At 42.5% G+C, this 15,494-nt stretch carries 17 protein-coding genes; 9 read left to right on the top strand and 8 right to left on the bottom strand.

Annotated elements, in window-relative coordinates; genetic code table 11:
• The first annotated feature begins 71 nt into the window (after positions 1 to 71).
• Positions 72 to 1,208, top strand: coding sequence for a PilT/PilU family type 4a pilus ATPase (locus A391_RS0111215; protein ID WP_019899406.1), 1,137 nt, complete (start codon positions 72 to 74; stop codon positions 1,206 to 1,208).
• A 95-nt stretch (positions 1,209 to 1,303) separates the two neighbouring features.
• Here A391_RS0111215 and A391_RS0111210 read toward each other — a convergent pair whose 3' ends face one another.
• The 7 genes from A391_RS0111210 to A391_RS0111180 all read right to left on the bottom strand — a co-directional run bounded on the left by A391_RS0111210 (position 1,304) and on the right by A391_RS0111180 (position 7,095).
• Positions 1,304 to 2,578 carry a dihydroorotase gene (locus A391_RS0111210; protein WP_019899404.1) on the bottom strand — a complete coding sequence of 425 codons (1,275 nt, stop codon included), beginning with the start codon at positions 2,576 to 2,578 and terminating at the stop codon, positions 1,304 to 1,306.
• On the bottom strand, positions 2,575 to 3,537 hold the full coding sequence (locus A391_RS0111205; RefSeq protein ID WP_019899403.1) for an aspartate carbamoyltransferase catalytic subunit: 963 nt from the start codon (positions 3,535 to 3,537) through the stop codon (positions 2,575 to 2,577). Before A391_RS0111205 ends, A391_RS0111210 begins: the two co-directional genes overlap by 4 nt.
• A 4-nt stretch (positions 3,538 to 3,541) precedes the next feature.
• A complete protein-coding gene (gene pyrR / locus A391_RS0111200; protein WP_019899402.1) occupies positions 3,542 to 4,099 on the bottom strand; it encodes a bifunctional pyr operon transcriptional regulator/uracil phosphoribosyltransferase PyrR in 558 nt (185 codons plus the stop codon).
• A 140-nt stretch (positions 4,100 to 4,239) separates the two neighbouring features.
• Positions 4,240 to 4,710 (bottom strand): Holliday junction resolvase RuvX, encoded by a 471-nt coding sequence (gene ruvX / locus A391_RS0111195; protein ID WP_051089125.1) that lies wholly within the window; start codon positions 4,708 to 4,710, stop codon positions 4,240 to 4,242.
• A gap of 17 nt (positions 4,711 to 4,727) precedes the next feature.
• Positions 4,728 to 5,309: a YqgE/AlgH family protein gene (locus A391_RS0111190; protein ID WP_019899400.1), complete on the bottom strand. Its 582-nt coding sequence runs from the start codon at positions 5,307 to 5,309 to the stop codon at positions 4,728 to 4,730.
• 5 nt (positions 5,310 to 5,314) lie between these two features.
• On the bottom strand, positions 5,315 to 6,436 hold the full coding sequence (gene ribBA / locus A391_RS0111185) for a bifunctional 3,4-dihydroxy-2-butanone-4-phosphate synthase/GTP cyclohydrolase II (RefSeq protein WP_019899399.1): 1,122 nt from the start codon (positions 6,434 to 6,436) through the stop codon (positions 5,315 to 5,317).
• Entirely contained in the window at positions 6,433 to 7,095 is a 663-nt protein-coding gene (locus tag A391_RS0111180) for a riboflavin synthase (RefSeq protein ID WP_029144142.1), read from the bottom strand. The genes ribBA and A391_RS0111180 overlap by 4 nt, the downstream gene beginning before the upstream one ends.
• A gap of 59 nt (positions 7,096 to 7,154) precedes the next feature.
• On the opposite strand from A391_RS0111180, the gene A391_RS0111175 reads away from it, so the two are divergent.
• Genes A391_RS0111175 through A391_RS0111165 form a run of 3 tightly spaced genes read left to right on the top strand, consistent with a single transcriptional unit; the run spans position 7,155 to position 9,945 of the window.
• Positions 7,155 to 8,423: a lipoprotein-releasing ABC transporter permease subunit gene (locus A391_RS0111175; RefSeq protein ID WP_019899397.1), complete on the top strand. Its 1,269-nt coding sequence runs from the start codon at positions 7,155 to 7,157 to the stop codon at positions 8,421 to 8,423.
• The gene (gene lolD / locus A391_RS0111170) at positions 8,416 to 9,102 is read left to right on the top strand and encodes a lipoprotein-releasing ABC transporter ATP-binding protein LolD (RefSeq protein ID WP_019899396.1); all 687 of its coding nucleotides are present in this window, start codon (positions 8,416 to 8,418) and stop codon (positions 9,100 to 9,102) included. The genes A391_RS0111175 and lolD overlap by 8 nt, the downstream gene beginning before the upstream one ends.
• Positions 9,103 to 9,105: 3 nt before the next feature.
• Positions 9,106 to 9,945: a ComEC/Rec2 family competence protein gene (locus A391_RS0111165; RefSeq protein ID WP_019899395.1), complete on the top strand. Its 840-nt coding sequence runs from the start codon at positions 9,106 to 9,108 to the stop codon at positions 9,943 to 9,945.
• Between the two features lie 23 nt (positions 9,946 to 9,968).
• Here the strand turns inward: A391_RS0111165 and A391_RS0111160 are convergent, their stop codons facing one another.
• Complete coding sequence (locus tag A391_RS0111160) at positions 9,969 to 10,883, bottom strand: 3'-5' exonuclease (protein ID WP_019899393.1); 915 nt, start codon at positions 10,881 to 10,883, stop codon at positions 9,969 to 9,971.
• Positions 10,884 to 11,026: 143 nt separating this feature from the next.
• Here A391_RS0111160 and A391_RS0111155 point away from each other — a divergent pair, with 143 nt between their 5' ends.
• From A391_RS0111155 to A391_RS0111135, 5 genes are all read left to right on the top strand, one after another.
• Entirely contained in the window at positions 11,027 to 11,770 is a 744-nt protein-coding gene (locus A391_RS0111155; protein ID WP_157261356.1) for a hypothetical protein, read from the top strand.
• Between the two features lie 74 nt (positions 11,771 to 11,844).
• Positions 11,845 to 12,504 (top strand): hypothetical protein, encoded by a 660-nt coding sequence (locus A391_RS0111150; RefSeq protein ID WP_019899391.1) that lies wholly within the window; start codon positions 11,845 to 11,847, stop codon positions 12,502 to 12,504.
• 144 nt (positions 12,505 to 12,648) lie between these two features.
• Positions 12,649 to 14,256 carry a DNA internalization-related competence protein ComEC/Rec2 gene (locus A391_RS13990; protein WP_081621933.1) on the top strand — a complete coding sequence of 536 codons (1,608 nt, stop codon included), beginning with the start codon at positions 12,649 to 12,651 and terminating at the stop codon, positions 14,254 to 14,256.
• A gap of 147 nt (positions 14,257 to 14,403) precedes the next feature.
• The gene (locus A391_RS0111140; protein WP_019899389.1) at positions 14,404 to 15,009 is read left to right on the top strand and encodes a MotA/TolQ/ExbB proton channel family protein; all 606 of its coding nucleotides are present in this window, start codon (positions 14,404 to 14,406) and stop codon (positions 15,007 to 15,009) included.
• Between the two features lie 29 nt (positions 15,010 to 15,038).
• Positions 15,039 to 15,464 (top strand): ExbD/TolR family protein, encoded by a 426-nt coding sequence (locus tag A391_RS0111135; RefSeq protein ID WP_019899388.1) that lies wholly within the window; start codon positions 15,039 to 15,041, stop codon positions 15,462 to 15,464.
• The last annotated feature ends 30 nt before the right edge of the window (positions 15,465 to 15,494 follow it).

Here is a 15,494-nt window from a genome sequence, read left to right as displayed (position 1 = left end):
GTAACTTTGTATTTATCTAGGTAATCGCATTAATATCGGGTTTAGTAAAGGGAGTCATCGTGCAAGGACAAATGGAAAAAGGACAAGCTGAAAAGTTTGTGTTCGACTTATTAAGGCTAATGTTAGCTAAAAATGCTTCTGATTTGTTCATTACAGTTGGTTTTCCACCTGCAATTAAGGTGGATGGTAAAGTAACGCCACTCAGCAGTCAGGTGTTATCAGCTCAGCAGGCGCGTGAAATTTCACGCGCGATTATGAATGATAAGCAAACTGCAGAGTTTGATGCTACCAATGAATGTAACTTTGCCATTGGGATACCAAGTGTTGCACGTTTCCGCGTAAATGCTTTCATTCAAAGAGGTTCTGTTGGATTAGTGTTTAGAACGATTACTACTAAAATTCCTGAGTTCGAAGACTTGGGCTTACCCTCTGTACTCAAAGATGTTGCCATGACTAAACGTGGTTTAGTTATTTTTGTAGGCGGCACAGGTTCGGGTAAATCAACCTCTTTAGCGGCAATGGTTGGTTATCGTAATCAAAACAGCTACGGGCATATTATTACGATTGAAGATCCTGTTGAATTCGTACATGAGCACAAGAACTGTATTATTACCCAGCGCGAAGTGGGGGTAGATACTGATAATTGGCACATTGCCTTGAAAAATACCTTACGTCAGGCACCAGATGTCATTTTGATTGGTGAGATTCGCGACCGAGAGACCATGGACTATGCGATTGCTTTTGCTGAAACAGGCCATCTCTGTATGGCGACCTTGCATGCTAACAGCACGAATCAAGCACTAGACCGTATTATTAACTTTTTCCCAGAAGAGCGTCGTCACCAATTATTGATGGACTTGTCGCTAAATGTACGTGCATTTATTTCACAGCGACTGATTCCTAAAAAAGAGGGTAAAGGTAGAACTGCGGCAATGGAAGTGATGCTTAACTCACCATTAATCTCAGACCTAATTTTCAAAGGTGAAGTGCATGAAATTAAAGAGATTATTTCTAGATCACGTGAGTTAGGGATGCAAACCTTTGACCAATCATTGTTTGATTTGTATGAGGCTGATGCAATTACCTATGAGGATGCTTTACGCAATGCTGACTCAGTGAATGACTTGCGTCTCAAAATTAAACTTGAAGGTAAGGGTGCGCATAATAAAGATTTATCTGCAGGACTAGATGCATTAGGTATTGTTTAACCTTAGGCAATTGTTTAGTTTTAGTAGTAAAAAAGGGGCTGATAAATCAGCCCCTTTTTTATTTACTTTGTTGAAGTTGATGCTACTGATGCTATCTAATCATGATAAACAACTTGTCCATTCACCAACGTGAATTTCACCTTACCTGCGAGCTCTAATCCTGTGAATGGCGTATTCTTTCCTTGGCTTTTCAGTGTCTTAGGGCTAACTTTCCAGTACTCATTTGCATCAAAAATACACAAATCCGCATTGCTGTTTGGGCTTAGGTCGCCAGCTGCAACCCCCAAAATATTAGCCGATGCTTTAGTAATGCGCTCAATTGCGTGTGGCAAACTTACTTTCTCTTGCTTGGCCCACTTGAGTGTCAATGGCAGAAGAAGCTCTAGACCCGTTGCGCCAATTTCGGCTTCGGCAAACGGTGCCAATTTAGCGTCATCGTCAACTGGTGTGTGATCTGAGCAAATAGCATCTATCGTACCGTCCTTTAGGCCAGCACTAAGTTCGGCTTTGTCTCGCTGAGTACGCAGTGGTGGTTTTAAGTGACAGTTTGCGTCAAAGTACGCAATGTCGTGTTCTGTTAGGTGCAGATGATTCGCACTCACATCACAACTCACTTTTAAGCCTTTTGCTTTAGCGGTGCGAATCATCGCAACGCCTTCCGCAGTGGATAAACGGCTAATATGTATGCGAGCACCTGCTTCTTGGGCGATGCGTAATATGCTAGCTAATGCCAGTGCTTCTGCAGCGCTAGGAATGCCCTTTAGGCCCATTCTGGTGGCGACTTCGCCATCATGTGCTACACCTTTTGCAGCTAAGAATGGTTCTTCAGCATGTAAAAACAGCGTGAAGTCAAAAGTCGCAGCGTATTCCATTGCGCGCCATAATACTTGTGTATCAGTGACAGCAACATTGGCTTGAGAAAAGCCGACACAGCCTGCGGTATGCAGTTCGTTCATTTCTGAAAGCGCTGACCCTTTTAATTGCCTAGTCATTGCACCTAATGGATATACATGCGCTAACCCTTGCTGTTTTGCACGATGTTTAAGCATTTCTACTAAGCCAGGCTCATCTAGCACTGGGTCTGTATCAGGAGGGCAGGCTAGGCTAGTGACGCCACCAGCAACCGCGGCTTGTAGTTCACTCGCTAATCTGGCTTTGTACTCATCGCCAGGTTCACGTAGTCTGGCAGATAGGTCAACTAAGCCAGGGCATACTGTCAGGTTGGTTGCATCAATCGTTTTGGTCGCAATAAACCCATCTGGCATGGCACCGATACTGACGATTTTCCCTGCGGCAATAAAGACATCTAGTTTGTCGTTGATGTTGTTTTTTGGGTCAATCACGTGCCCATTTTTAATATGGATTTTCATAGTGTTGCTCCTGCACCGCCACCCAGAATTGCCATGACCGCCATGCGAATCGCAATACCATAAGTCACTTGTGGCAATATCACGGATTGTTTGCCATCGGCTACCGTTGAATCGATCTCCACGCCTCTATTCATTGGGCCAGGGTGCATCACAATTGCGTCAGGTTTGGCTAGCGCCAGTCTTTCTTGAGTGAGTCCGTAGGTTTTAAAGTATTCTTCTGAGCTAGGTAACATTGCGCCATTCATACGCTCATTTTGCAAGCGTAGCATCATGATGACATCAACATCTTTTAGCCCTTCATCTATATCGTGATATACGTGCACGCCAAGTTTCTCCACTTGTGCTGGCAGTAGTGTTTTTGGTGCAATCACACGTACTTCTGGCACACCTAGTGTGGTGAGCCCATGAATCTCTGAACGTGCTACGCGTGAATGTAAAACGTCACCGACAATCGCCACTCTTAAGTTGTGTAGCTCTGGCTTGTATTTGCGAATGGTAAATACATCCAGTAAGCCTTGTGTAGGGTGAGAGTGACGCCCATCACCAGCATTAATGACGTGTATGTGCGGTGGTACATGTTTAGCAATTAAATGAGCGGCCCCTGACTGAGCATGGCGTACGACGAACATGTCAGCATGCATGGCGATTAAGTTATCCACCGTGTCTAATATCGTTTCGCCTTTAGATTGAGATGAAGTGCTTACGTTTAAGCTGATGACATCCGCAGAGAGGCGTTTTGCCGCAATTTCAAAAGTGGTGCGAGTGCGGGTGCTATTTTCAAAAAATAGGTTACATACGGTTTTACCTCGTAGTAATGGCACTTTTTTTACTTCACGTTCAGCAACCCCTACAAACGATTCCGCAGTGTCTAAAATTTGGTTTAATATTTTTTTTGGTAGGCCTTCAATTGAAAGCAAGTGTCGCAGTTGACCGTCAGTATCAAGTTGAGGGTTATTCATGCTGTTATGGTCTCGCACTGTTGTGTTGAGGGGTAAGGTCTAAGGCTAAACTGCCGTCAGCTAACTGAGTTAACTGTAGGTGTTGTGATGCGTTTAATAGCAGGTCAGCCGCAACAACTTGTGGGGTAATTGGCAATTCACGACCGCCACGGTTAATCAGCGCGATTAATGTAATGCTGGCAGGCCTGCCGTAATCAAATAGTTCGTTCATCGCTGCTCGTGTAGTGCGGCCCGTATAAAACACATCGTCAATCAGAATGATATGTTTGTTTTCTACATCAAACGGAATTTGGCTTGGTCGATTTTCTGCTTTTAAGCCACGTTGTGCATAATCATCTCTGTAAAAAGAAACGTCTAGAGTGCCATGTTCAATATGATGTAACTGAATGGCATCTTCTAGCAATACTAATAGTTTTTGCATTATCCATACGCCACCACTGTGGATGCCGACTAAGGCTGTATTGGGTTTAAGCAATGGCGTGAGCTTGGTAGCAAGCGTGTGAAGGAGCGTTTCTGCATTTGGCAGTTGGCTGTTATCTAGTGGAGTGTTAGCATCAGTCATGTTGTTATTTTACTGAATATTCCTAGTTACTTGTAACTCTTAATTGAATGCACTTAAACTTAAACTGAATGTCCGTAAAAGTAGCGCACTTATCAAAATGTTGATTGATCAGATGTTGATAGTTTAAATAGACTCAAAACTTAATCTTGCTTTGATCCATAATCAAAATAACTTTGTAATATCGTCTGTGCCGCGACCTGATCTAACATTTCTTTCTGAGCTCGGCCTCTAATGCCAGCTTCATTTAACCTTTGGCTTGCTTCAACAGAGCTGTAGCGTTCATCAATCAACATAACAGGTAAATTAAATCTGCCGTTTAGGCGACGCGCAAATTTTTTGCATAGTTGAGTCACTGCGTGTTCTGTTCCGTCTAAGCTTAACGGCAATCCAACTACTAACAGCCTTGGCTGCCATTCGCTCACAAGTTTTGTAATGATTTGAAAGCGTATTTCATTACTTTCATTATCAATCGTCATGAGTGGGGTTGCACTGGCTAATAGGTGCTCACCAACGGCAATGCCAATTCGTCTTTCACCAAAATCAAACGCCAGCACAGTGCCTGATTGCACATGTTCTTTGCTGTAAACCTTCTCGTTATCAATCAGTTGCATGTGTGATGTTACTGACATTAAGCATGCCCAGCAACATCTGACAGCATGGCAGGATCAAATCCTAGCAGTGAGATCGCAGCATTGAGTTGTTCTTCATGCGGAGTATCAAATAAGATTTTATTAAGAGTCTCTATATCTTTGGCTTGCACTGAAAGCCAGCTATTTTGCACAATCTCTTGCTCAAGTTGATTAGGTGTCCATCCGGCATAGCCTAGTGAAAAAATCAGTTTCTTTGGGCCAGCACCAACTGCCACTGCTTCTAGAATGTCTTTTGACGTGGTGAGCGATGTTTTGTCGTTGATGGTAATTGAGCTATCCCAGTCACCGAACGGCTCATGTAGCACAAATCCACGTTCAGGTTGTACTGGACCACCATATAGTACAGGGTCGTTTGCAATCGCTGTATCCTCTAGTTTGATATTGATTTTTTCAAACAAGGTTTCGTACGACATATCTGTCGGACGGTTAATAACAATGCCCATTGCGCCATCTTGGTTATGGGTGCAAATGAACGTGACTGACTTCGCAAAATAAGGGTCAGTCAAATTTGGCATGGCAATTAGAAAGTGACCTGTGAGATTCATGTTATCTAAAGACATATACGTTAAGTAGTTTTAGGTGCTTCCAAATAACCTGTTACTTCTAGACCAAATCCTGCCATGCTTGGCATTTTTCGTTGATTAGCCATCAGTTTCATTTTTCTGACATTGCAGTCCAGCAGAATTTGCGAACCGATACCATAAGTGCGAAGCTCTTGATTCACACGAATAGGCTCGTCCGCACCTTTAATGCGGTCAACAATGGTTTCACCAGACTCTTGATGGTGTAGCAATATCATGACGCCAGCTTCAGCAGTTGCAATGGTTTTCATGGCTTGCAGCGTATTCCAGCTATGGGTGCAGCTTGAGCTATCTAATAGATCAAAAATAGAAAGTGGTTCGTGAACTCGCACCAATACTTCTTGCTCTGGTGTAGGCGTACCTTTAATTAAAACTAGATGCGTTTCTTTGGCAATTTTGTCTTGATAAGCAATCAGCTTCATTTCACCGTAAGGCGTTTGCACCGTACGTTCGGCAGAGCGTTCAATCAGACTTTCAGTCTCAGCGCGATAATGAATTAAATCCGCTATTGTGCCAATTTTAAGTTTGTGTTCCGCCGCGAACTTCATTAAGTCTGGCAGTCGCGCCATACTGCCATCATCTTTTAGAATTTCACAAATGACACTTGCTGGTTCTAAGTTAGCTAGTTCTGCCAAATCGCAGCCTGCTTCTGTATGGCCTGCGCGAACCAGTACACCACCATCCATTGCCGTAAGCGGAAAAATGTGGCCTGGGCTTACTATATCTTGTGGTTTTGCAGTCTTTGCGACTGCTGCTTGAATAGTTCTGGCACGGTCAGCTGCTGAGATACCTGTCGTGACACCCTCAGCTGCTTCAATAGATACCGTAAAGTTGGTACCCATGCGAGCACCGTTTTTTTGCACCATTTTGCTTAAGTTCAGCTGATGACAACGTGCTTCTGTCAGCGTCAAGCAAATTAGGCCTCGGCCATATTTAGCCATAAAATTAATGTGTTCTGCAGTGGCAAACTCTGCCGCAAGTACTAAATCACCTTCATTTTCTCGATGTTCATCATCAACAAGTACCACCATGTGCCCGAGCCTAATCTCTTCGATAATTTCTTTGGCTGGGCTGATGTTGCTGATAGGTGCTTCTGTGTAATTCATGACGATTGCCCTTGCATTTCTGGAGATGCTTGATTATCTTTTTTAATTTGGTTTAATGTGGCGGTGTCTTCAGTAGACCATTGCGTCATGCGCTCTACGTAACGCGCAATCTGGTCAACCTCTAGGTTGACAGTGCTGCCTTCGCTTAAAGATTTTAAAGTGGTGTTTTCCAGTGTGTGCGGTATTAAATTGATGCTGAAGTCGTCACCGCTAATTTTATTCACGGTAAGGCTGACACCATTGACACAAATAGAGCCTTTGATAGAGATATACTTTGAAATTGCGTGTGGCGCGCGAATATCAAGCTGCCAGCATTCTCCCAAGGACTCAAATTTAAGCACTTTACCAACGCCATCTACGTGACCACTCACCAAATGTCCACCCAGTCTGTCAGATAAGCGTAACGCTTTTTCTAGATTCACTGGGTGTGTCATGTTGAGTCCGACCGTTACGGATAATGTTTCCTCAGAAACATGCGCTTCAAAATGCGATGTGGACATGTTGACTACCGTCAGGCAGACACCATTGACAGCGATGCTGTCACCTAACTTAACATCGCTCATATTGAGCGCTTCGCTGGCTATTGAAAGATGCACATCTGCACCAACTGGGTTGGTTTGCGTGATTGCGCCGACTGATTGAATGATTCCTGTAAACATAACCAGAATTTTAACAGATAACACTAGATAACGATTAGAAGCCTGCTAAAATCTGCCTTATGAAATATTTACCCTATGAATTATTTGTCGGCTGGCGTTACACGCGGGCTAAACGCAAGAATCACTTTATTTCATTTATTTCCTTAACTAGCATGATTGGCATAGCACTTGGTGTAGCTGCCTTAATCGTGGTGCTTTCGGTGATGAATGGTTTCCAAAAAGAATTACGTACCCGTATTTTAGGCGTGGCTTCACACTTAGAAGTGACTGGTGCTAGTAATCAGCTTGCAGATTGGCAGTCAGTTTCAACTTTTGCTGCAAAATTGCCAAATGTGCAGGCAAGTGCGCCATATATTAGTGCACAAGCGATGTTGAGCTATGATCAAGGTGTGCAAGGTGCAATTGTCCGCGGTGTCATTCCTAGCGCAGAAGACCAAGTGGCTGATTTGGGTAAACATATGAAAGCTGGCCGCTTAGATGATTTACGTGCGAGCGAGTTTGGCATTGTTTTAGGTGTTGATCTGGCATTGTCGCTGGGGGCGAAAATTGGGGATAAAGTTGTGTTGATGGCACCCCAAGGACAGTTTACCCCCACTGGTGTCGTGCCACGCTTAAAGCAATTTACGTTAGTTGGGCTTTTTCAGATTGGCATGTACGAGTACGATGCTGGCTTGGCTTTAATTCATATAGAAGATGCGGCAAAACTCTACCGTATGGGGCAAAACGTTTCTGGCGTGCGTTTAAAGCTTGATGATTTGTTTGATGCACCAGTCGTGGCCGCCAGTATCTCAGATCAATTAAATAGCCAACTGAATCAAAGTGGCAGCTATTATGTGTCTGATTGGACGAGGCAGCACGCTAACTTTTTCCGCGCAGTGCAGATGGAAAAGCGCGTGATGTTTATTATTCTTACGCTCATTGTTGCCGTTGCGGCTTTTAATATTGTTTCAACACTAGTGATGGCCGTGACAGATAAGCGTGCGGATATTGCCATCATGCGTACCTTTGGCGCTAGCCCGAGCAGTATTATGAAAATATTTATCGTGCAGGGTGCATTGATTGGCATTATTGGTACCGCATTAGGTGCGCTCTTTGGTATTTTGATTGCACTCAATATAGATACCATCATCCCGTTTATAGAAGGTCTTTTTAATGTGCAGTTTTTGGCAAAAGATGTGTATTACATCAGTGATTTACCCTCTGATTTAATTTGGTCTGATGTAGTCACCATTGTTTCGGTTTCATTTTTATTAAGTTTACTAGCAACGCTCTACCCGAGTTTTAAAGCCAGTAGAATCAACCCAGCTGAGGCGTTGCGTTATGAGTAGCCAAATTTCAAAGCCAATTATTGCTTGTCAGGGCTTGCATAAAACTTATCAAGGCTTAGATGTGGCCGTGCTGAATGGTATTGATCTTAGTGTCAACACTGGGGAGCAAGTGGCAATTGTCGGCGCTTCAGGTTCGGGTAAAAGTACCTTATTGCATTTGCTCGGAGGCTTAGACGTACCTAGTAGTGGAAATGTGCATATTCTTGAACATAATCTTGCACAATTGTCTGAAACGCAAAAAGGTGATTTACGTAATCAGTCTCTTGGTTTTGTCTATCAATTCCATCATCTGTTACCAGAATTTACCGCACTTGAAAATGTAGCAATGCCGCTACTGATTCGACGTACTCCACGAGAGCAAGCGCTCACAGTCGCGGGTGAAATGTTGGAGAAAGTAGGTCTAAAACATCGCTTGGAGCATATGCCAGGTGAACTGTCTGGAGGTGAGCGCCAGCGTGCAGCATTAGCGCGTGCAATGGTTACTTCGCCGCAGTGTATTCTTGCTGATGAGCCTACTGGGAATCTAGACCGTCATACCGCGCATGCGGTGTTTGATTTGTTGTTAGAAATGAATCAAACGCAAAATGTAAGCTTGGTGGTGGTGACACACGACTTGGAGCTTGCGGCAAAAATGCAGCGACGCTACAAGCTTGTTGACGGTAAGTTGGTGACTTTGTAAAACATGGTTCTTTTTGCACTGGGTTTTGTGTTAGGTGCTTTTTGCCTGCAACAGATGCCAGTGTTGCCAGATCTGACATGGTCATTGTCAATCTTACCTTTTGTTTTTATTCATGTTTTTCTTCGTCAAGCGCAATTTAAATTTATAAGCCTGTTTCAGGTGCAATTGTTGTTATTAATCGCACTGATGTGTGGTTTTTTCTGGTCTGCGGCTTTCGCTACATACAGGCTTGCTGATGCGCTACCAGTCAATTGGCAAAATAAACCAATCGAGTTAGTGGGTGTTGTGTCCAGCGTTCCTGTGATGACGGAACAAGGCCTACGCTTTAACTTTTCTGTTGAACACGTCCTCACGAAAGAGGCGGCAGTGCCTCAGCATCTTTCCTTAAATGTTTATCGTAAGCGCACTCAGCAACCACAAGTTAACGAAACAGCTGAATTTTCAGAGCTTAATGCTGGTCAGCGATGGCAACTAGTTGTCCGTTTAAAGCGCCCTCACAGTGTTCAAAATCCTCATGGATTCGATTTTGAATCATGGTCGTTAGCTGAAAATATTCGAGCAACTGGCAGTATTAAAGGTAAGCCTACATTGCTTGATGAATTTGTCTGGCGCCCGCAATATATAGTTGAGCGTATTCGTCAGTTAGTTAAGCAACGTATTGCTGATGTTTTGACTAATCAGCCATATAGCGGGGTGATACAGGCGCTAGTGATGGGCGATGATAGCCAGATTTCAGTGAAAGATTGGCAGCTATTTTTACGCACAGGCATTACACATTTGATGAGTGTTAGTTATCTATTAAAACATATATTTAAAAAGCATTTATCTATACGCCTGAATTAATAAGTACGACTAATTTTCATCCCCTATATTTGTCTCACACCTCGATTACCAGATCTATTTGAAAAGCGTGTCAAACAATTCAGAACCTCTATTTCAACTTTAGCCGGCTTACCGCCATAGACATTATCTTTCAACCAAACTACTTCCTCCTTAATAGCATCATCTCCGGTTAAGGTGTTATGCCAGCACTTCTTATCGCCATTCCATCGATAGCCTTTTGCTTTGAGAGTATCTTTTGTTTCAAAAGGTGAGCCTAGTGCAGATATGGTATAACTTTTCTGATGCAGCGATTGTAGTAAGAGTTTTAAGACTAACTCTTTTGATTTAGGTAGCTGCTTTTGTAATATTTCAAGTAATGCAAAGCAATCTACTTCAGCACGGTGTGCGTCGTAAAAGAAATCGTATTTATAGGCAATATAATCGAGTTTAGCTGACCCTACGCCTTCTTCACTCCAGTCGATCTGGGCAAAGGTACACGCCCAAGGTAGAGACTCAAATATTGGCAATCGTTTTTCAAGAAACACCCGATCAAACTTAGCGTTGTGTGCAATGACAATACTGACACCGTCAAGAAAGTGAGTTACCTTGTTATCATCAATTTTTTTGCCCTTAACCATTTCATCGGTAATGCCATGAACAGAAATAGAGTCTGGTGGAATAGGAAAACCAGGATACTCCAGCTCATCAAATGAACCCAGAACATTGTAAGCTACACCAGTTTGAGGGTCGAACTCGAATAAAACCATCCCAAGCTCAATAATAGCGTCTTGGTCTGGATTAGTACCTGTAGTCTCTGTATCTACAACCACCCCCCTTAACAATGGTCGCCCGTCATTTTCTGCAAATGATTTTCGAGAAGAGAGCCGCCGAATTACTTTGTAATCAGGATTTTCATCTAAGAGTGTTACAGCATCGGTAACAGCTGAATCATTAATCATATTAATCAAGCTTTCAAAAAATAGTGTAATTTCTAATACAAATGATGAGCGACAATAATAAGCCTCTACTTTAGCAGCTGGTTATTACCACACAAGCTGTGACGTAAGTTAAGATATTATAAGCACTTAACGAAGCATAAAATATGATTAACAATAGAGACTTGGCTTCATGCTATTTGAGGCTAATCAACGATATCGACGTTAGTTACCTCGATCGCTCCCATCCCAACACTAAGTGCGGGAATAACATGTTGTCTGGTATGTTTCTTCCAAGCATTCCTGATGGATATGAGCAGTCACGTAATAAGATCATGATCATTGGCCGTGAAACGCGCGCTTGGAATGTACTTAAGCCTGACGAGAAGTTAATTAATTTAGAGTCTTATATAGACAAGGCAATAACTACGCACAAAAATCACTCTTACAAAGAATTGAATAAGAAGGAAGAATCAAGAGGCCAAAGTTACTTTAAATTTGTGCGTAAGGTGAAAATGAAATCTGGTGAGTCAGGTTTGATACATGCGAATCTTTTTTGTTTCTCTTGGAAAAAAAGAAGCCCGCTTGGGTGCCCGCATGAAGAAGTGGTCAAGCGATACTCAGAGCGACTTTTGAAATTTCAAATTGAATACTTCAAACCAGACATAATCATCTTTGCTCATGGTTCAGCAGGGATTAAATTCCGACATCAACTATTTCCCTATCAAGGTGAAAATAACGTATGTATAGAACCAATCCAATTAATACCACATCCGCATTTGCGGTCCCATTTTTGGGAGTTTGATTTGTATGGTAAGTACAAAAGTTATAGGGTTCCACACCCTTCAGGCTTAGGTAACTCTACCAGACAGGCACATGACTACTTGATTTCAATATTGCCACAAAGGTAATAACAAACACGAAATATTTGCCTAACCAATAACTACTAGAAAATCAAAGTAAGCAGTAAAACAGAAGGAAGTTCGTGCATATTCAAATCAAATCTCGCCAGAGTCAATCCGACTTTATCAACGAAACTATTTTGACCACACAGGAGCTTTGGCTCAAGGTCAATCCAGACAAATCAGATGATGTGCTATTACTTACCTTCGGAGATGAAATTGATCCCAATGCTAATCTACATATTGAAGTCATTGACGCCAATCAGGTCAAAATAGGTTTCTTTACCGTTGAAGATGATAATGCAAGGGCAACAATTCTGACCAGAAGTGATATGCATTGGTTAACCATCTCTGAATCGACTTCTGACAAAACAACCATGCTCACTAAATTTCTCACATTTCTGTTGGGGGTCATCAGAACTCCAAGTCAGATGGGGACACATATGATGGACTTAATGGATTTAAAAAAAGCTATGTTATTTGGCACTGAAGCAAACTACGTGAGCTTAGATGATGCCAATGCTTTTTACCCAGCCAACTCAAAATGGACATTAAGTAGCATCATGTTGTTAAATACCGAGTTACCTATAAGCAAGAAGCTTTCTCTAGTGGCGGATTTCATTTCGCAAGATGGGGGTGAGGAACATCACTTAAATATTCTCAATATCACAGACAATCCTTACCTACCGAGAACTAACATAGCTCTTTTTATTGTCAATATAGAGGCCAAAACTATTCATTAGGCAGACTGACAACAACAAACATGTTATTCACCGGAGGTATATTAGAGCTTATTTCCCAAACGCGAAATTCTGATTTGGGTCGTTTTGGGTATTCGAAAGCAATATGTAGTATGTAGACCACACATTAAAATCGAACAGTATTTAATGAGCATCTCAGGTTTGCATATCACAATGTTGTCAGGGCTGATGTTTGTTGCAGTGAACTTTGCTTGGAGACGTATTCCAGGTCTGGGCAATAAAGTACCAACACGTAAAGCAGCAACTTTTGCAGCAGTATTGACAGCGTTAATTTATGCCTTGATTGCTGGGTTTTCTGTACCAACGCAGCGTACCTTGTATATGCTGATGGTGTTTGGTGTTGCATTATGGTCGGGTCGGCGATTTGTGATTGCCCAAGTGCTAGCCATGGCTTTATTGATTGTGGTGTTAATTGATCCATGGGCTGTGATTTCTGCTGGTTTTTGGTTATCTTTTGGTGCAGTTGCACTTCTCAGTTTTGCAATGGGTGCGCGAGTAGCACCACCGCATTGGTTAAAAGTTGCCATACAAACGCAATGGGCCGTCACAATAGGCATGTTGCCATTGCTATTAATTATGTTTCACCAAGCCTCTATTATCTCGCCTGTGGCTAATGCGGTTGCAATCCCTTTGATCAGTTTCTTTGTCACGCCATTGGCATTGCTTGGTAGTTTTCTGCCAATTGATTGGCCATTACATCTTGCTTATTACCTGCTAGAGCATTGTGTTGTCTTTCTAAACTGGCTAAATAAATTGCCTGTTTCAGTCTGGCAACAACATGCGCCTGCATTATGGACATTAGCTCCAGCGATCATTGGTGTGTTTTGGATGTTGTTGCCCCGAGGTGTGCCGTTACGCTGGTTAGGTGTTTTTGGTTTTTTGCCTATGATGTTAATTTCGCCGATTCGACCATTGTCAGGTGAGATGAAGGCAACAATTCTAGATGTCGGGCAGGGCTTAAGTGTTGTTGTGCAAACATCAAAACACACCTTACTTTATGATGCAGGTGCAAAATTTAATGCCCAAAGTGATGCTGGTAGTCGTGTTGTTGTTCCATTTTTACAAGGCGAGGGCGTTAAAATGCTTGATGGCTTTATCGTGACGCACGACGATAACGATCATAGTGGTGGTATGGATTCTGTATTGGCCTTAATGCCAGTAGATTGGTTTGCCAGTTCAATGCCTGAGGCAGTGATCATCCCTACTGATACAGAGCGTATGAAATGCTATGCTGGCCAGAGTTGGCATTGGGATGGTGTTGATTTTGAAATGCTTTATCCAAATCTAAGTGATTATGAAAACACTGAAATTAAAGACAATGATCGAAGTTGTGTGCTGAAAATTACCAGTGAGTCAGGGAGTTTATTACTGACAGGCGATATAGAGCGTCATGCAGAGACTTCATTAGTATTGGAAAATTCAAGCTCGGAGGCAGCTATATTGAAAAGTGATGTCCTAGTCGTACCTCATCACGGTAGCAAAACATCATCTACCACAGACTTTGTTGAAGCCGTTGCCCCACGCGTCGCTATTTTTACAGTGGGATATTTAAATCGATTTAAACATCCGCGACCAGAAGTGACTGATAGATATAAATCGATTGGAAGTAGTTTGTATCAATCAGATTATCATGGTGCAATAGAGTTGAGCTTTAGTAAACATAGGGATTTATCCCAGATAGTAGTGACGAATTGGCGCGCTCAACGCAAGCGATATTGGCATGATAAGTTCTAATTAAGCGGTGAAAGTGAAGATTCAATCGCTAATCATTTGTAGTCGAAGCTTGCCCAAAAGCACATGACAAGCTAAAGTATCGCTGGGCCTGATTTATGGCATTTGTGACAGAATTTTATTTGGTATTGATTTAAGGGGAATTTCACTGTGTGGGAAATCATTCTAGCTGCTGGTTGGCCTATCTGGCCACTTGTTATTGCGTCAGTTATTGCTGTAGCAATTATAGGTGAGCGTAGTTTTGCATTGCGCGAAAATATTGTATCCCCTAGCAATTTATTACCAGAGCTACAAGCATGGTTAGCTAAGGGCGGTATCACAAAAGATACGATTAATCGCTTGGAGCAGCACTCATTGTTGGGTCGTGTGTTTGCAACAGCACTTGCCAATGCGAAAAACTCACGTGAAGTGACGAAAGAATCTATTGAAGAAACAGCGCGTGCGGTAGCACATCAGATGGAACGCTATCTTTCTACACTTGGGACCATTGCAACAGTATCACCTTTATTGGGGTTGCTCGGTACGGTGATTGGTATGGTGGAGTTGTTTGGCGCTTTTACTACGCAAGGACATGATGTCGCTCAATTTGCACGCGGTATTTCAGTTGCACTATATAACACTGCTGCAGGTATTGTTGTAGCAGTGCCAGCGATGATTGCTTACCGTTATTTCCGTACCAAAGTAGATGCTTTACTGATTGAGATGGAGCAACAAGCCATTAAGTTAGTTGAAATCATTCACGGCGAGCGTCAGTAATTTAGTACGATAGATAAAGGGAACACCAAATGGATTTTCAACGTGGGAAAAAACACGAAGAACTTGAAATCAACTTTATCCCGTTGATAGATGTATTGTTGGTGATTATTATTTTCTTAATCGTCAGTGCAACATTTTCACGTACTAACGAACTGCAAATCAATCTACCAACAGCCGAGGCAAATGCGCCTCAGGATAAACCGTTAATGATTGAAGTGGCTGTTGATGCAACTGGTAAATATCTAATTGATGGCAAGCCGTTGGCTGACGTGTCAGTTTCCGCGATTAGCGCGGCCCTACAGGCTGCAGCTAAAGCAGGCAATGAAGAACCAACAATTGTCATTAATGCCGATGCTAATGCTACACACCAGTCTGTCGTTAATGTGATGGAAGCATCACGTGTTGCAGGGTACACAAGAATTACATTTGCTACACAAGTGCAATCGGGATCTTGAGTTTTTATAACCTCAATCCTATCATTTCTT

This window comes from Methylotenera mobilis 13 (genome assembly GCF_000384255.1).
Taxonomy (GTDB): domain Bacteria; phylum Pseudomonadota; class Gammaproteobacteria; order Burkholderiales; family Methylophilaceae; genus Methylotenera; species Methylotenera mobilis_B.
This window is presented reverse-complemented; position numbering and strand designations above follow the sequence as displayed.

Excerpts from the sequence above, each read along its gene's own strand:
- A391_RS0111215 (WP_019899406.1), top strand. The coding sequence starts at position 72 with ATGGAAAAAGGACAAGCTGAAAAGTTTGTGTTCGACTTATTAAGGCTA.
- A391_RS0111210 (WP_019899404.1), bottom strand. The coding sequence starts at position 2,578 with ATGAAAATCCATATTAAAAATGGGCACGTGATTGACCCAAAAAACAAC.
- A391_RS0111205 (WP_019899403.1), bottom strand. The coding sequence starts at position 3,537 with ATGAATAACCCTCAACTTGATACTGACGGTCAACTGCGACACTTGCTT.
- pyrR (WP_019899402.1), bottom strand. The coding sequence starts at position 4,099 with ATGACTGATGCTAACACTCCACTAGATAACAGCCAACTGCCAAATGCA.
- ruvX (WP_051089125.1), bottom strand. The coding sequence starts at position 4,710 with ATGCAACTGATTGATAACGAGAAGGTTTACAGCAAAGAACATGTGCAA.
- A391_RS0111190 (WP_019899400.1), bottom strand. The coding sequence starts at position 5,309 with ATGTCTTTAGATAACATGAATCTCACAGGTCACTTTCTAATTGCCATG.
- ribBA (WP_019899399.1), bottom strand. The coding sequence starts at position 6,436 with ATGAATTACACAGAAGCACCTATCAGCAACATCAGCCCAGCCAAAGAA.
- A391_RS0111180 (WP_029144142.1), bottom strand. The coding sequence starts at position 7,095 with ATGTTTACAGGAATCATTCAATCAGTCGGCGCAATCACGCAAACCAAC.
- A391_RS0111175 (WP_019899397.1), top strand. The coding sequence starts at position 7,155 with ATGAAATATTTACCCTATGAATTATTTGTCGGCTGGCGTTACACGCGG.
- lolD (WP_019899396.1), top strand. The coding sequence starts at position 8,416 with ATGAGTAGCCAAATTTCAAAGCCAATTATTGCTTGTCAGGGCTTGCAT.
- A391_RS0111165 (WP_019899395.1), top strand. The coding sequence starts at position 9,106 with ATGGTTCTTTTTGCACTGGGTTTTGTGTTAGGTGCTTTTTGCCTGCAA.
- A391_RS0111160 (WP_019899393.1), bottom strand. The coding sequence starts at position 10,883 with ATGATTAATGATTCAGCTGTTACCGATGCTGTAACACTCTTAGATGAA.
- A391_RS0111155 (WP_157261356.1), top strand. The coding sequence starts at position 11,027 with ATGATTAACAATAGAGACTTGGCTTCATGCTATTTGAGGCTAATCAAC.
- A391_RS13990 (WP_081621933.1), top strand. The coding sequence starts at position 12,649 with ATGAGCATCTCAGGTTTGCATATCACAATGTTGTCAGGGCTGATGTTT.
- A391_RS0111135 (WP_019899388.1), top strand. The coding sequence starts at position 15,039 with ATGGATTTTCAACGTGGGAAAAAACACGAAGAACTTGAAATCAACTTT.